The organism is Streptomyces sp. NPDC006134 (genome assembly GCF_040628835.1).
Classification (GTDB): Bacteria; Actinomycetota; Actinomycetes; order Streptomycetales; family Streptomycetaceae; genus Streptomyces.
The window spans coordinates 139,280-155,848 of sequence record NZ_JBEXTV010000012.1; the positions used below are offsets into that span (position 1 = coordinate 139,280).

At 72.1% G+C, this 16,569-nt stretch carries 10 protein-coding genes; all 10 read left to right on the top strand.

Features of this window, described 5'->3' with window-relative positions; genetic code table 11:
- The first annotated feature begins 97 nt into the window (after positions 1 to 97).
- The 10 genes from xylB (at position 98) to ABZ340_RS10885 (ending at position 16,403) form a co-directional block, all read left to right on the top strand.
- Positions 98 to 1,543 carry a xylulokinase gene (xylB, locus tag ABZ340_RS10840; RefSeq protein ID WP_358781412.1) on the top strand — a complete coding sequence of 482 codons (1,446 nt, stop codon included), beginning with the start codon at positions 98 to 100 and terminating at the stop codon, positions 1,541 to 1,543.
- A 31-nt stretch (positions 1,544 to 1,574) separates the two neighbouring features.
- Positions 1,575 to 2,804, top strand: a complete 1,230-nt coding sequence (locus ABZ340_RS10845; protein WP_358781413.1) for an ROK family transcriptional regulator — start codon at positions 1,575 to 1,577, stop codon at positions 2,802 to 2,804.
- Positions 2,805 to 3,107: 303 nt separating this feature from the next.
- Entirely contained in the window at positions 3,108 to 4,121 is a 1,014-nt protein-coding gene (locus tag ABZ340_RS10850) for an acetamidase/formamidase family protein (RefSeq protein ID WP_358781414.1), read from the top strand.
- Positions 4,122 to 4,246: 125 nt separating this feature from the next.
- Positions 4,247 to 4,852, top strand: coding sequence for an N-acetylmuramoyl-L-alanine amidase (locus ABZ340_RS10855; RefSeq protein WP_358781415.1), 606 nt, complete (start codon positions 4,247 to 4,249; stop codon positions 4,850 to 4,852).
- A gap of 313 nt (positions 4,853 to 5,165) precedes the next feature.
- Positions 5,166 to 6,215 (top strand): LacI family DNA-binding transcriptional regulator, encoded by a 1,050-nt coding sequence (locus ABZ340_RS10860; RefSeq protein WP_358781416.1) that lies wholly within the window; start codon positions 5,166 to 5,168, stop codon positions 6,213 to 6,215.
- A gap of 334 nt (positions 6,216 to 6,549) precedes the next feature.
- Entirely contained in the window at positions 6,550 to 8,715 is a 2,166-nt protein-coding gene (locus ABZ340_RS10865; RefSeq protein WP_358781417.1) for a glycoside hydrolase family 9 protein, read from the top strand.
- Between the two features lie 399 nt (positions 8,716 to 9,114).
- Positions 9,115 to 10,248 (top strand): cellulose binding domain-containing protein, encoded by a 1,134-nt coding sequence (locus tag ABZ340_RS10870; protein ID WP_358781418.1) that lies wholly within the window; start codon positions 9,115 to 9,117, stop codon positions 10,246 to 10,248.
- Between the two features lie 171 nt (positions 10,249 to 10,419).
- Positions 10,420 to 12,639 (top strand): glycoside hydrolase family 3 N-terminal domain-containing protein, encoded by a 2,220-nt coding sequence (locus ABZ340_RS10875; RefSeq protein ID WP_358781419.1) that lies wholly within the window; start codon positions 10,420 to 10,422, stop codon positions 12,637 to 12,639.
- A 171-nt stretch (positions 12,640 to 12,810) separates the two neighbouring features.
- Positions 12,811 to 15,039 carry a glycoside hydrolase family 6 protein gene (locus tag ABZ340_RS10880; protein WP_358781420.1) on the top strand — a complete coding sequence of 743 codons (2,229 nt, stop codon included), beginning with the start codon at positions 12,811 to 12,813 and terminating at the stop codon, positions 15,037 to 15,039.
- 242 nt (positions 15,040 to 15,281) lie between these two features.
- Entirely contained in the window at positions 15,282 to 16,403 is a 1,122-nt protein-coding gene (locus tag ABZ340_RS10885) for a lytic polysaccharide monooxygenase (protein WP_358781436.1), read from the top strand.
- Positions 16,404 to 16,569 lie beyond the last annotated feature (166 nt).

Genomic DNA, 16,569 nt, shown 5'->3' on the forward strand with positions numbered 1-16,569 from the left:
GTCCGGATCGTCCCGGTCCGGGCGCCCGCAGAACACCGGGGAACCCCGACAGGCCCCCGGTCAGATCCCGCTGAGCCGCGGAAGAGGGAGAAGCCCGATGTCAGCAGCCGAGGGTCCGCTCGTCGTCGGCGTGGACACGTCCACCCAGTCCACCAAGGCACTGGTCGTCGACGTGGCCACCGGACGTGTGGTCGCGAGCGGCCAGGCGCCGCACACCGTCTCCTCCGGGGCCGGCCGCGAGAGCGATCCGCGTCAGTGGTGGGACGCCCTGTGCGAGGCCCTGAGCCAGTGCGGCGACACGGCGCGCGAGGCCGCCGCGGTGTCGATCGGCGGGCAGCAGCACGGCCTGGTCACGCTGGACGAGCGGGGGGAGCCGGTCCGCCCGGCCCTGCTGTGGAACGACGTGCGGTCGGCGCCGCAGGCCCGCCGGCTGACCGAGGAGCTCGGTGGCGCGAAGGTCTGGGCCGAGCGCACCGGGCTGGTCCCGGCCGCCTCGTTCACGGTCACGAAGTGGGCCTGGCTGGCCGAGAACGAGCCGGAGGCGGTTCGCGCGGCCAGGGCCGTCCGCCTCCCCCACGACTACCTCACCGAGCGCCTGACCGGGCAGGGCACCACCGACCGCGGCGACGCCTCCGGCACCGGCTGGTGGGCGTCCGGCACCGAGGCGTACGACGAGGAGATCCTCGCGCACGTGGGACTCGACCCGGCGCTGCTGCCCCGCGTGGTGCGGCCCGGCGAGGTGGCGGGCACCGTGCGCAGCGGTCACGGCCTGCCGTTCTCCGAGGGCACCCTGGTCGCCCCCGGCACCGGCGACAACGCCGCCGCTGCACTCGGCCTCGGGCTGCGCCCCGGCATGCCGGTGATGAGCCTCGGCACGTCGGGCACGGTGTACGCCGTGTCGCGGCGCCGGCCCGCCGACCCGACCGGCACCGTGGCCGGCTTCGCCGACGCCCGCGGCGACTGGCTGCCGCTGGCCTGCACCCTCAACTGCACCCTCGCCGTCGACCGGATCGCCGCCCTGCTGGGCCTGGACCGCGAGGCCGTCGAACCCGGTACGGACGTCACCCTCCTGCCCTACCTGGACGGTGAGCGCACCCCGAACCTGCCCGGCGCCTCCGGCCTGCTGCACGGACTGCGCCACGACACCACCGCCGGCCAGCTGCTGCAGGCCGCCTACGACGGTGCCGTCCACGCCCTGCTCGGCGCGCTCGACCTGGTCCTCGACGAGGACGCGGACCCGTCCGCGCCCCTGCTGCTGATCGGCGGCGGCGCCCGCGGCACGGCCTGGCAGCAGACCGTACGGCGGCTGTCGGGGCGGCCCGTGCAGATCCCCGAGGCCAGGGAACTGGTGGCGCTCGGCGCCGCGGCGCAGGCGGCCGGCCTGCTGACGGGCGAGGACCCGGCCGCGGTCGCCCGGCGCTGGAACACGGCCGCCGGTCCGGTGCTCGACGCCGTGGAACGGGACGAGGCGGCGCTGGCCAGGATCACCGGGGTACTCTCCGACGCGGCCCCCCTGCTGGAGCGGGGCACGCGGACCCCCTGACGGCACACACCGACCGAGGACTGACGGAGGCATGAGCGCACCCCTGCACGAGGTACACCCGGCCGGCCCCGGACGCGCGCTGCCGGACACCCAGCAGGGCATGCGCCGGCGCAACCTGGCCCGGGTGATGCACGCCGTCCGCGCCGAGGGGCCGCTGTCCCGGGCCGCCGTCGCCTCACGGATCGGGCTCACGCGCGCGGCGGTGTCGACGCTCGTGGACGAGCTCATCCGCTCCGGCCTGCTGGAGGAACTGGGCCCCGAGCGACCCGGCCGGGTGGGCCGGCCCGGTTCGGCCCTCGCGGTCAGCGCACGCGGCCCCGCGGGGCTCGGCGCCGAGATCGGCGTCGGCCACCTGGCGGTCTGCGCGGTCGACCTGCGCGGCCACGTGCGCGCGCGGGCCGTGCGGTACGGCACGCACCGCGGGAGTTCCCCCGAACCGGTGATCGAGCAGCTCGCGGAGCTGGTGCGGCGGGTCGTCACCGAGGCGGAGGCGGAGGGCCTGTGGCCGGCGGGGCTCGCCGTGGCGGTACCGGGACTCGTGGCGCGGGACGCCCGGACCGTCGTACACGCCCCGAACCTCGACTGGCACGACGCGGATCTGAGCTCCCTGCTGCCCTCGGACATCCCGCTGACGGTGGACAACGAGGCCAACTTCGGCGCTCTCGCCGAACTCTGGCTCGGCGCGGCCACGCCGCGGGACTTCCTGCACGTCTCGGCCGCGATCGGCATCGGCGCCGCCGTGGTCGTGGACGGGCTCCTGCTGCGCGGGACCCGCGGGTTCGCGGGCGAGCTGGGGCACGTGCCGGTGTGGCCCGACGGCCCCGCATGCGCCTGCGGGGGGCGCGGCTGCCTGGAGCAGTACGCCGGTGAGGAGGCGGTCCTGCGCGCGGCCGGCCTGGAGCCGGGCGAGGACCGCGTCGGCCTGCTCGCCGAACGGGCGCAGCGCGGTGACGAGGAGGTACGGCGTGCCCTGCGCGCGGCGGGAGAGGCGCTCGGCATCGCCCTGACCGGAGCCGTCAACCTGCTCGACCCCGAGACCGTGGTCCTGGGCGGCGCGCTGGCCGGGCTCGCTCCCTGGCTGCTGCCGTCGCTCCGGGACGAACTGGCCCGGCGTACGGCCGGACCGGTCTGCCCCGTGTCCGTGTCCGGGTTCGGGCCCGAGGGGCCGTTGCTCGGTGCCGCGCACTCGGTGGTGCGGGCCGTGCTGGACGATCCGGCGGCGGTGGCGGAACGGGCTGAGCCGGGCACCGCACAAGGCTGAGCCGGGCGTGGAGCGGGGCTGAGCCGGGCACCGCACAAGGCTGAGCCGGGCGTGGAGCGGGGCTGAGCCGGGCACCGTACAGGGCTGAGCCGGGCTGAGCCGGGCCTCGGCTCCCCGGACTTCGGCGGCTCGCCTCCCCCTCCTCACCCGATCGAGTGAGCGGGTTGTCCACAACTCCTCTGCTGTCCACGGGAACGGGCCGGTGCCTTCTGCCCGGCGGGCAGGCGCCGTAACGTGATCCGCGAGAACGCAACGGCCGGCGGCCCGTCCTGTCGGCCTTCGTCGAAACGGAGCCGTGCAGCGATGAGCGATCCCCGCATCCTGACCGTACGTCCCGAACCGGGCGAGTACGCGTGGACGTTCGGCGGAGCACCGCCCGTCGCGCGCATCACCCCGGGCACGGTCCTGGACCTGTACACCGAGGACTGCTTCGCCGGCCGGGTGCGGTCCGAGAAGGACCTGGTGTCCGAGGTCTGCGAGTTCCCGTTCCTCAACCCCCAGACCGGTCCCTTCCACGTGGAGGGCGCGGAGCCCGGGGACACCGTCGCCGTGCACTTCGTGTCGATCGAACCGGCCCGGGACTGGGCGGCGTCGACCACGGTCCCCCTGTTCGGCGCGCTCACCTCCACCCACACCACGGCCTCTCTCCAGCCGCCGCTGCCGGAGAGGGTCTGGATCTGGCAGCTCGACCGGGCGCGCCGTACGGCGATGTTCCGGGCGCGGGACAGCGACATCGAGGTGGAGCTGCCGCTGGACCCGATGCACGGCACGGTGGGAGTGGCCCCCGCCAACCTGGAGGTGCGCTCGGCCCTGGTGCCCGACGCGCACGGCGGCAACATGGACACGCCCGAGATGCGGGCCGGCGTCACCTGCTACCTCGGGGTCAACGTCGAGGGAGCACTGCTCAGTCTCGGCGACGGGCACGCACGGCAGGGTGAAGGAGAGACCTGTGGGGTCGCCGTGGAGTGCGCGATGAACACGGTGGTGATCGTCGAACTGCTGAAGGGCCTCGCCACGCCCTGGCCCCGCATCGAGTCCGACACGCACATCATCTCGACCGGTTCCGCACGCCCGCTGGAGGACGCCTTCCGCATATCCCAGCTGGACCTGGTGCAGTGGCTGGTGCGCGACTACGGCTTCAGCGAGCTGGACGCCTACCAGTTCGCGACCCAGGCCGTCGAGTCCCCGCTGGCCAACGTCTGCGACACCAACTACACCTGCGTGGCCAAGCTCCGCAAACAGTGGCTGCCCGCGCGCGAGACCCACCGCGGCGTGCACGCGCGGCTGCGCGAGACGGCCGCCGCGCTGCGGAACTGACCACCCCCTGCCGAAACCGGCACCACCGTGACCGCGTCCAAGACACACCGAAGACGTCCCGAAGACGCGATCGACCACACGCTGAATGCCTCAGAGAACCCGAGGACCACCGAAAGGCGATCCGCATGGAACGAACACGAGCGCTCCTCCCCAGCAGGCGGCGGCTCCTGATGGGCGCCGCACTCGCCACCGCCCCGTACGCGTTGCTCTCCGGGCCACGGGCCGGCGCGAAGCCCCAGGCCGTCGACCATCCGGGCGCCGAATGGCAGCCGGCGAGCACCTCCAACTACACCGCGGCGAACCGCCCCACGAGCCACCGCATCGACTACGTGGTCGTCCACGTCACGCAGGAGACCTATCCCGACACCCTGTCCATCTTCCGCGACCCGCGCAGAAAAGTGTCCGCGCACTACGTCGTCCGGTCCGCCGACGGGCACATCGCGCAGTGCGTCCGCGAGGCGGACATCGCCTGGCACGCGGGGAACTGGGACTACAACACGCGCAGTGTCGGCATCGAGCACGAGGGCTGGGTGGACCGCCCCGCGTACTTCACCGACGCCCTCTACGAGCGGTCGGCCGGTCTCACCGCGGCGATCTGCGCGCGGTACGGCATCCCCAAGGACCGGGCCCACATCATCGGGCACCACGAGGTACCGGGCAGCGACCACACGGATCCCGGCCCGTACTGGGACTGGACCCGGTACATCAGACTCGTCAACCTGCTCGCCTGACCGCAGCGGCGGCCGAGGAGCCCTCCGTGACGCCGCCGCTTCCGCTCGCGGCTCTCACCGCGTGAGCCCGGGACGTGAGCCCGGGACGTGAGCCCGGGAGGTGGCGTGCTTTTCCCTCCCCCGTCCAGAGCCGTGCCGTGGGAGGGAAGAGGCGGACGGCTGAGGCGGAAAGACACGGGCAGAGGGAAGAGGCGGGGCGGAGGGGGAGGGAAGAGGCGGGGCGGGTGGGGCGGGAAGAGGCAGGCGGGGGCGGGACCTCATCGGTTGAGGCAGGAGCCGGTCGTAGGGCGGCGGGAGCCGGTCGTAGTATCGGATGATCTCGTGGGGGGAGGTCGTCGTGGGCAGCAGGCAGCGCCCTGGCACACCGACACTGGAGGAGGTGGCCGCTCTCGCCGGTGTGGGGCGCGGGACGGTCTCCCGTGTCATCAACAATGCGGCGGGCGTCAGGGACTCCACGCGCCGTGCCGTCCAGCGCGCCATCGCCGAACTGGGGTACGTGCCCAATCTGGCGGCCCGTTCCCTGGCCGGGCGGCGCGCGGACGCCGTCGCGCTGGTCATGACGGAGCCGGACTGGAGGAAGTTCGGGGAACCGTTCTTCTCGGAGACCGTCCGGGCCGTCGGCGACGCGCTGGCCGACACCAAGGTGCAGTTGCTGCTCACCCTGGTCCGCACCGACGCCGACCGGCAGCGCTTCGTGGAGTACGCGCGCGGCGGCCGGGTCGACGGTGTGCTGCTGATGTCCGTGCACGCCGAGGACACACTGCCCGACATGCTCGCCGAGGCGGGGCTGCCCACCGTCATGCTGGGGCGGCGCTCGGTCGACGAGAGCGTCACCTACGTGGACGCGGACAACGCCGGTGGCGCCCGCAGCGCGGTCGCGCACCTGCTGAGCCGCGGTCGCCGCGCGATCGCCACGATCACCGGACCGCTCGACATGTACGTCGCCCAGTGCCGGTTGCGCGGCTACCGCGAGGCCCTGGAACGGGCGGGCGTCGAGATCAGGCCCTCCTGGGTCGTCGAGGGCGACTTCACCGAGGAGAGCGGGCGCCGGGCGATGGCCGAGATCATCGAGCGGAACCCGGAGATCGACGCCGTCCTCGCCGCGTCCGACTCCATGGCCTCCGGAGCGCTGAGCGCCCTGCGCGCGGCGGGCCGCCGGGTGCCGGAGGACGTGTCGGTGATCGGTTTCGACGACTTCCTGCTGGCCCGGCACACGGATCCGCAGCTGACGACGGTCCGTCAGCCGCTGGAGGAGATCGGCCGCACCATGGTGCGGCTGCTCCTGGAGGAAATGGAGGACTCCGCGGTGGCCTGGCGGCACGTCATCCTCCGTACGGAACTGGTGCTCCGCGACTCGGCCTGAGCCGCTTCGGCTTCGGCTTCGGCCTCGCTCGTCCCCTCTTGACACAGGTGATGTCTGCTGGCTTCATGACGAACAGGGTGGGAGCGCTCCCACCCCAGGGGGCCTCTCGCTCGCCACCCCGGCCGCGCCCTCACCCGGCCTGGCCGGCCGACGCGCGCCTCTCCCCACGGCACGACACCGCATCCCCCATCACGACGCCACACCCCCACATCACGACACTCCACACCATCCCCGCCCCCACCCCACCGCACCGCATCGCATCGCACCGCATCGCACCGCATCGCACGGCACGACCCCGTTCCTCCCGGCACCCTGTACGGAAAGGACGATTCCGTTGCGCCCGCACCTGTTCGACAGACCCCGCCCGCACCTGTTCCGCCTCCCCGGACGGACCAGGCGGAACGCCCCGCCCTCACACACCGTCACGTCCCCATACACCGCCACATCCCCGTACCCCGCCCTCCCCTCGCACCCCACCTCACCGCTGCACACCACCCCACCCCCGCGCACCACCCCAACCCCGCGCACTGTCTCCCGCCGCGGACCGGCCGCCGCCCTCGCCGCCGCCCTGACCGCCGGCCTGCTGCTCCCCCTCGCCGCCGCCTCCCCGTCGGCCGCCGCGCCCGCGTTCAACTACGGCGAGGCTCTGCAGAAGTCCCTCTTCTTCTACGAGGCCCAGCAGTCCGGGAAGCTGCCGGACACCAACCGGGTCTCCTGGCGCGGCGACTCGGCGCTGAACGACGGCAGGGACGTGGGCCTGGACCTGACCGGCGGGTGGTACGACGCCGGTGACCACGTCAAGTTCGGCCTGCCGATGGCGTATTCGGCGACGGTCCTGGCCTGGGGCGGCCTGGAGGAACGGGCCGCCTACACCTCGACGGGCCAGTGGACGCACCTGAAGAACAACCTCCGGTTCGTCAACGACTACTTCGTCAAAGCCCACCCGTCACCCAACGTCCTGTACGGCCAGGTCGGCCACGGCGGCAAGGACCACGCCTGGTGGGGCCCGGCCGAGGTGATGCCGATGGAGCGGCCCGCCTACAAGATCGACGCCTCCTGCCCAGGATCGGACCTCGCCGGGCAGACCGCCGCCGCCCTCGCGGCCTCCTCCATGGTGTTCGCCGACAGCGACGCCGCCTACGCCGGAAAGCTGCTCACGCACGCCAAGCAGCTGTACGGGTTCGCGGACACCTACCGGGGGAAGTACAGCGACTGCATCACCGACGCCAGGAGTTACTACAACTCCTGGAGCGGCTACCAGGACGAGCTGGTCTGGGGCGCGATCTGGCTGTACAAGGCCACCGGTGACGCGGCCTACCTGGCGAAGGCGGAGAGCTACTACGACCAGCTGTCCACCGAGCCGCAGACCTCCACCCGTTCCTACCGCTGGACCCTGTCCTGGGACGACACCTCCTACGGCGCCTACATCCTGCTGGCCCAGCTGACCGGCAAGCGGAAGTACGTCGACGACGCCAACCGCTGGCTGGACTGGTGGACCGTCGGCGTGAACGGCAGCCGCGTGCGCTACTCTCCCGGCGGCCAGGCGGTCCTCGACAGCTGGGGCTCCCTGCGCTACGCCGCCAACACCGCGTTCGCAGCGCTGGTCTACTCGGACTGGCTCACCGGCGACGCCGAACGCAAGACGCGCTACCACGACTTCGCGGTCCGGCAGATCAACTACGCCCTCGGTGACAACCCGCGCAGGTCGAGCTACGTCGTCGGATTCGGCGCCAACCCGCCCACCAAGCCCCACCACCGCACCGCGCACGGCTCCTGGACCGACCAGATCACCAGCCCCGCCGAGAGCCGCCACACCCTCTACGGCGCCCTGGTCGGCGGTCCCAGCGGGCCGGACGACAGCTACACCGACGACCGGCAGAACTACGTGAACAACGAGGTCGCCACCGACTACAACGCGGCCTTCAGCGGCGCCCTGGCCCGTCTGCACGCCGAGTACGGCGGCACGCCCCTGGCGGACTTCCCCAAGCCCGAGCAGCCCGACGGCCCCGAGGTGTCCGTACAGGCCTCGGTGAACGCTTCCGGAACCAACTTCACCGAGATCAAGGCCTACCTCGTCAACAAGTCCGCCTGGCCGGCCCGGGCGCTGACCGACAGTTCCCTGCGCTACTACTTCACGCTGGAGCCCGGGGTCCGCCCGGACCAGATCAGCGTCACCACCAACTACAACCAGTGCGGGAAGGCATCCGGGCCGACGCAGTACGAGGGCAGCGTCTACTACGTCACCGTGGACTGCTCGGACGCCGTGATCGCGCCCGCCGGCCAGTCCGCGTACCGCAAGGAGGTGCAGTTCCGGATCACCTCGTCGGGCGCCTGGAACCCGGCCGACGACTGGTCCTACGCGGGGATCGCGACCACTCCGGGCAGCACCCCGGTGGACGCCCCGCACATCGTCCTGCTGGAGGGAACCGACCGGCAGTGGGGCACCGCACCGGGCGGCGACGCCCCCTCGGCCCCTGGCTCCCGGGCACCGGGAAACTGACCGGCGCCTGACGGCAGCGCACCGGCCCGGCACCGCACCGGCCGACCGCCGCCGCCGTCGTCGCCGCCGCCGTCCAAACGACAGCGCACCGGCCCGGCGTCACTCTCCCCCGACGCCGGGCCCGTCGGCCTGCCCGCCACCCGTGCCGGGAACGGGATCACGAAAATTTCGGGAGCGCTCCCAAACATTCCGCCTCCCTTTTGGATCAACCTCCTGACCTGCCCTTTCGTAAATCCTTCGACAGTTCCTTGTCCACAGTCTTGTCAGGGACATGGGCCGCTCCTACAGTCCCGTCCGAACCAGAAATTGGGAGCGCTCCCATCCGTGGGGAGATGGTAGCGCTCCCGTCCCCAGCGCATCGCACGCCTTCCCCCGCTCCCTCCCGGAAAGGCCCCCCACATGAGATCGTTACCGCCCCCCACCCGCTCCCTGCGCGCCCTGCTGGGCGCGTTCCTGGCGGCTTTCGCGGTCATCGGCACGCTGATGACGGCGCCGACGCCGGCGCAGGCCGACACCACGATCTGCGAGCCCTTCGGTTCGACCACGATCCAGGGACGCTATGTCGTCCAGAACAACCGCTGGGGCACCAGCGCCACCCAGTGCGTGACCGCCACGGACACCGGCTTCCGGATCACGCAGGCCGACGGCTCGGTGCCGACCAACGGCGCGCCGAAGTCGTACCCGTCGGTCTTCAACGGCTGTCACTACACCAACTGTTCGCCGGGCACCAACCTCCCGGCGCAGGTCAGCAGCATCTCCAGCGCGCCCAGCAGCATCTCCTACGGATATGTCGGCAACGCCGTGTACAACGCCTCGTACGACATCTGGCTGGACCCGACGCCCCGCACCGACGGGGTGAACCGGACCGAGATCATGATCTGGTTCAACCGGGTGGGCCCGATCCAGCCGATCGGCTCCCCGGTCGGCACGGCCACCGTGGGCGGGCGCACCTGGGAGGTGTGGTCGGGCAGCAACGGCTCCAACGACGTGCTGTCCTTCGTGGCCCCGTCGGCGATCGGCAGCTGGAGCTTCGACGTCATGGACTTCGTCCGGGCGACCGTGGCCCGCGGGATGGCCCAGAACAACTGGTACCTGACCAGCGTTCAGGCCGGATTCGAGCCGTGGCAGAACGGCGCGGGACTGGCGGTGAACTCCTTCTCCTCGACCGTCAACACCGGCGGCGGCTCGGGTGGCCCCGGTAATCCCGGCACCCCGGCGGCGTGCAAGGTGTCGTACGCCACGAACGTCTGGACGGGCGGCTTCACCGCGAACGTCACCGTCACCAACACCGGCTCCTCCGCCGTCGACGGCTGGAAGCTCGCCTTCACCCTGCCCTCCGGGCAGCGCATCACCAACTCCTGGAACGCCACCGTCACCCCGGCCTCGGGCGCGGTCACGGCGAGCGGGACGGGCCACAACGCGCAGATCGCGCCGGGCGGCAGCCAGACGTTCGGATTCCAGGGGACCTACAGCGGCACGTTCGCGCAGCCGAACGGCTTCAGCCTGAACGGCACCGCCTGCACGACCGCCTGACACGGTGACCGGCACCACCCGCACGACCACGTGACACGGTGACCCGGTCGGCGGGCCCCGCGCCCGCCGCGCCCCACCCGCTCCGGGGCCCGCTCTTCCTCCCTGCCTGCGCCGACAGGGCGGGCCCCGGAAACCCCCCGCGTACGGACCGTCCAGGAAAGGCCTGTCCGCATGAGCCGCTCGCCCTCCCCGCGCCGCCCGGCGGTCGTCGCCGCGCTGTGCGCGGTGGCCCTCTCCCTCACCGGGCTGGCCGCCGCTCCCGCCACCACCGCCGCCCCTGAACCGTCCTCCGCCGCCGCCCTCCCCTACCAGGACCCGTCCCTGCCGGTGGCCGACCGCGTCGCCGACCTGCTGTCCCGGATGACCCTGGACGACAAGCTCGGCCAGATGACGCAGGTCGAGAAGGACGCGCTGGTCCCGCAGTCCGACCTCGCCACCTACCGCATCGGCTCGGTGCTCTCCGGCGGCGACTCCACGGTCAGCCCGAACAACGCCCAGACCTGGGCCGACACCTACGACTCCCTCCAGCGCACCGCCCTCGGGACCCCGCTGGGCATCCCGATGATCTACGGCATCGACGCCGTCCACGGCCACAACGCGGTGCGCGGCGCGACGGTCTTCCCGCACAACATCGGCCTGGGCGCCACCCGGGACCCCGCGCTCGTGCAGCGCATCGGACGCGCGGTGGCCGAGGAGGTGGCCGGCACCGGCATCGACTGGTCCTTCGCGCCCTGTCTGTGCGTGGCCCGCAACGACCGGTGGGGCAGGACGTACGAGTCGTTCGGCGAGACGCCCGAGGTGCCCAGCGCGATGACGACGTTCGTCACCGGCATGCAGGGCGAGACCCTGGGTTCCGGCCCGGCCTCCGTCCTCGCCACCGCCAAGCACTATCTCGGTGACGGCGGCACCACCGGCGGCGTCGACCAGGGCGACACCCAGCTGTCCGAGGCCGAGCTGCGCGCGGTCCACCTGCCGCCCTTCAAGGAGGCGGTGCGGCGCGGCGTGGGCTCGGTGATGCTGTCGTACAGCAGCTGGAACGGTGTGAAGTCGCACGCCCACAAGTACCTGGTCACCGACGTCCTCAAGGGCGAGCTGGGCTTCACCGGGTTCGTCGTCTCGGACTGGGCGGCCGTCGACCAGCTCGACGGGCAGAGCGGTTTCACCGCCGCCGAGATCGCCACGGCCGTCAACGCCGGTGTCGACATGGTGATGGTCCCGCACGACTACAAGAAGTTCCTGAGCCTGCTGCGCGGCGAGGTGAGCGCCGGGCGGATCACGACGGCCCGCGTCGACGACGCCAATCGCCGCATCCTCACCAAGAAGTTCCAGCTCGGGCTGTTCGAACGGCCGTACACCGATCGTTCGCTGACACCGGGGGTCGGCTCCGCGGAGCACCGGGCGCTGGCCCGTCAGGCCGTGCGCGAGTCCCAGGTGCTGCTGAAGAACGACGGCGGCGTCCTGCCGCTGCCGAAGACGGCGAAGCTGTTCGTCGCCGGCAAGTCCGCCGACGACATCGGCAACCAGAGCGGCGGCTGGACGATGGGCTGGCAGGGCCGCAGCGGCCCCATCACCGAGGGCACCACCGTCCTGCAGGGCATCCGCGCCGCCGTCACCGACCCCTCCAAGGTCACCTACGACCGCTACGGCAACGGTATCGACGGCAGCTACACGGCCGCCGTGGCCGTGGTCGGCGAGACGCCCTACGCCGAGATGCGCGGCGACCGGCCCGGCTCCCTGGGGCTGGACCAGGAGGACCTCCAGACCCTAGCCAGACTGAAGGCGAGCGGGGTGCCCGTGGTCGTGGTCCTGGTCTCCGGCCGGCCGCTGGACATCGCCGCCCAGCTGCCCGACTGGAAGGCGCTGCTGGCCGCCTGGCTGCCGGGCACCGAGGGCGACGGCGTCTCCGACGTGCTGTTCGGCGACCACGCCCCGACCGGCAAGCTGCCCATGACGTGGATGAGCAGCGCCTCCCAGCAGCCCGTCAACGCCGGCGACGGCAAGACGCCGCTGTTCCCGTACGGGTACGGGCTGGCCTACGACACCGGCACCGACCCCGGTCCGGACCCGGACCCTGATCCCGACCCGGCTCCGGCCCCCAAGTCCTGCTCGGCGCAGTTCCGGGTCGCCTCCTCCTGGTCGGGCGGCTACCAGGCGGAGGTCACCGTCAAGAACACGGGAACCGCTCCGCTGACCGGCTGGTCGGTCGCGTGGGACCTGGGCGGTTCGACCGTGACCAGCCTCTGGAACGGCTCGCTGACGGTGGCGCAGGGCCGGGCCACCGTCCGCAACACCACCCACAACGGCGCCCTGTCCCCCGGCGCCACCACATCGTTCGGCTTCACCGCGAACGGCACCGCGGGCGCGCCCGCCCCGCAGTGCGCCGGCACCTGACCGCACCACCGGCACCACCACGCACCACCGGCACCACCACGCACCACCGGCGCTACGAGCACCACAACGCGCCACCAGCGCTCCACGCACCACCTCGCACCACCGGCACCACAGGCGCTGCGACGCACCACCCGCACCGCGCCTCCCGCACCGTACAACCGAGGAGAGACGATGACCGACCGGACCAGACGCTCCGGCGACGCCCCGCGGCGATCAAGCCGCCGGCGCTCGGCGGCACTGGCCACCGCCCTGACCACCCTGATGCTGGGTCTGACGGGCCAGCTCGCCGGACAGCCCGCGTCCGCCGCGGAACCGCACGTCGACAACCCGTTCACCGGCGCCACCTTCTACGTCAACCCCGACTACGCCGAGCGCGTCGACGCCTCCATCGCGCAGACCTCCGACGCGGCGCTCAAGGCCAGGATGGAGAAGGTCAGGAACAACCCCACCGCGGTGTGGCTGGACCGGATCGCGGCCATCCACGGCGGCGAGGCCAACGCGGGCCGCAAGAGTCTGGCCGACCACCTCGACCTGGCGCTGGCGCAGAAGAAGCCGGGGCAGCCGATCACCGCCACGTTCGTGGTGTACGACCTGCCGGGGCGGGACTGCGCCGCGCTCGCCTCCAACGGCGAGCTCCCGCTCACCGAGGCCGGGCTGGCGCGGTACAAGTCCGAGTACATCGACGTCATCGCGGACGTGTTCAAGAACCCCAAGTACCAGGACATCCGCATCACCACGGTCATCGAGCCGGACGGCCTGCCGAACCTGGTGACGAACCTCTCCGACCCCGAGTGCGCGCAGGCCAAGAGCAGCGGCCTGTACGTCAAGGCCGTGCAGTACGCCCTGGACAAGCTGCACGCGATCCCGAACGTCTACACGTACCTGGACTTCGCGCACTCCGGCTGGCTCGGCTGGGACACCAACCTCACCCAGACCGTGCAGCTGTACACCGACGTCGCCAAGGGCACCTCGGCCGGGCTGAACAGCGTCGACGGGCTGATCACGAACGTCTCCAACTACACGCCGCTGGAAGAGCCGTTCCTGACCAACCCCGACAAGACGGTCGGCGGCAACATGGTCAAGTCCGGCAAGTTCTACGAGTGGAACCCCAACTTCGACGAGTCGGACTTCACCAGGAACGTGCACCGGGCGCTGGTGTCGGCCGGCTGGCCCGCCTCCACCGGCATGATCATCGACACCTCCCGCAACGGCTGGGGCGGCGCCGGCCGGCCCACCGCCGAGAGCACCAGCACCACCCTGGACACCTACATCGCCCAGTCCAAGGTGGACCGCCGGGCCCACCGCGGCCTGTGGTGCAACGTGGACGGCGCCGGTATCGGGCAGCCTCCGCAGGCGGCACCGTCCGGCTACCCCGACTCGCACCTCGACGCGTTCCTGTGGGTCAAGCCGCCGGGCGAGTCGGACGGGGCCAGCGAGGACATCCCGAACAACGAGGGCAAGCGCCAGGACCCGATGTGCGACCCCACGTACACCGCGCCCAACGCCGGCAACAACAAGACCGGCGCGCTGTCCGACGCCCCGCTGGCCGGACACTGGTTCCACAAGCAGTTCGCGATGCTGGTGAACAACGCCCACCCGGCCCTGGACGGCGGCGGTTCCAACCCCGACCCCGGCGGTGACACCACCGCCCCGACCGCGCCCACCGGCCTGACGGCGACCGCGAAGACCGCGAGCAGCGTCTCGCTGTCCTGGACGGCCGCGACGGACAACGTGGGGGTGACCGGTTACGACGTCTACCGGGGCACCACCAAGGTGAACTCCTCGCCGGTGACGGGCACGGCCTTCACGGACACCGGGCTGAGCGCGTCCACCGCCTACAGCTACACCGTCCGGGCCCGGGACGCGGCCGGCAACGTCTCCGCGCCCTCGGCCGCGCTGAGCGTCACCACGGAAGCGGGCGGCGGCAACCCGGGTCCGGACCCGGTCGGCGGGGTCAAGGTCCAGTACAAGAACAACGACGGTTCCGCCACCGACAACAGCATCCGTCCGGGCCTGCGGGTCGTGAACACCGGAAGTGCCGCGTTCGACCTGAGCAAGGTCACGGTGCGCTACTACTTCACCCGGGACGGCGGTTCCTCCACGGTCAACGCCTACTGCGACTACGCGGCCGTCGGCTGCTCCCAGCTCAAGCTGCGGGTCGTCCCGCTGAGCACCCCCGTCGCGGGCGCCGACGCCTACCTGGAGGTCGCCTTCGGCGGCGGCAGCCTGGCGGCCGGCAAGGACACCGGTGACCTCCAGCTGCGGCTGGCCAAGGGCGACTGGTCGGCGTTCAACGAGGCCAACGACTACAGCCGCGGCACCAACACCGCGTACGCCGACGCCCCGTCGGTCCCCGCCTACCTCGGCACCCAGACCGCCTGGGGCACGCCGCCCGCCTGACCTTCCCTGCCCCTGTTCCCCGCCGGTCCCCGTCTCCCTCGCCCGTCCGGTCGGAGCACGTCCCCGGACGGGCGAGGGCTCCAGCACATCCGCCCGCCCCTGACGGCCGTGACCTGCCTGTCATGACCTGATCACCAGTACCTGATACCGCAGGAGACACCGGAGGCACAGCAATGACACAAGCAACACCGACGCCACCGTCGGCACCGACAGCACGGGAACCGGGCGGCACCAGAGCCCGGCTGATCCGGCGCGGCAGGCTCGTCTCCCTGACGGCGGTCCTGGCCACCCTGCTCGGCGCGCTCGGCCTGTCCGTGCTCGGGCAGAGCAGCGCGCAGGCCCACGGCGTGGCGATGATGCCCGGCTCGCGCACCTACCTCTGCCAGCTGGACGCCATCACCGGCACCGGCGCGCTGAACCCGACCAACCCCGCGTGCAAGGACGCGCTGAGCAAGAGCGGCTCGACGGCCCTGTACAACTGGTTCGCCGTGCTCGACTCCAACGCGGGCGGACGCGGCCCGGGTTACGTCCCGGACGGCACCCTGTGCAGCGCGGGTGACCGGTCGCCGTACGACTTCTCCGCCTACAACGCCGCGCGCGCCGACTGGCCCCGGACGCACCTGACGTCCGGTGCCACGATCAAGGTGCAGTACAGCAACTGGGCGGCCCACCCGGGCGACTTCCGCGTCTACCTCACCAAGCCCGGCTGGTCGCCCACGTCCCAGCTGGGCTGGGGCGACCTGGAGCTGATCCAGACCGTCACCAACCCGCCGCAGCAGGGCGGGGCGGGCTCCAACGGCGGCCACTACTACTGGGACCTGAAGCTGCCCTCGGGCCGCTCCGGTGACGCGCTGATCTTCATGCAGTGGGTGCGGTCGGACAGCCAGGAGAACTTCTTCTCCTGCTCCGACGTCGTCTTCGACGGCGGCAACGGCGAGGTGACCGGCATCCGCGGCTCGGGCGGCACGCCGACCCCGACCCCGACGCCCACCCCGACGCCGACTCCCACGCCGACCCCGACGCCCACGCCCACGCCCACGGACCCTCCGCACACCGGTTCCTGCATGGCCGTCTACGAGGTGGTGAACTCCTGGAACGGCGGCTTCCAGGGCGAGGTCGAGGTGATGAACCACTCGAAGCAGCCGCTGAACGGATGGGGCGTGCAGTGGAAGCCCGGTACGGGGACCCGGATCAGCAGCGTGTGGAACGGCTCGCTGACGACCGGATCCGACGGCACGGTGACGGTACGGAACGTGGACCACAACCGGGTCATCGGTCCCGACGGCAGCGTGACCTTCGGCTTCACCGCGACCTCCACGGGCAACGACTTCCCGGCCGGCACGATCGGCTGCGTCAACCCGTGACCCCGTGAACCCGTGAACCCTGATCACTCATCCTGATCGCCCACCCCATCCACCAGCGACCGGAAGCGGCGCGCGGCCCCGCGCGGCGGGGCCCCCGGGCGGGGGGGGCCGAACGCGGCCGCCCGGAAGGGGTTCGAAACGCGGTACCTCTGGGGGGCGGGAGGGG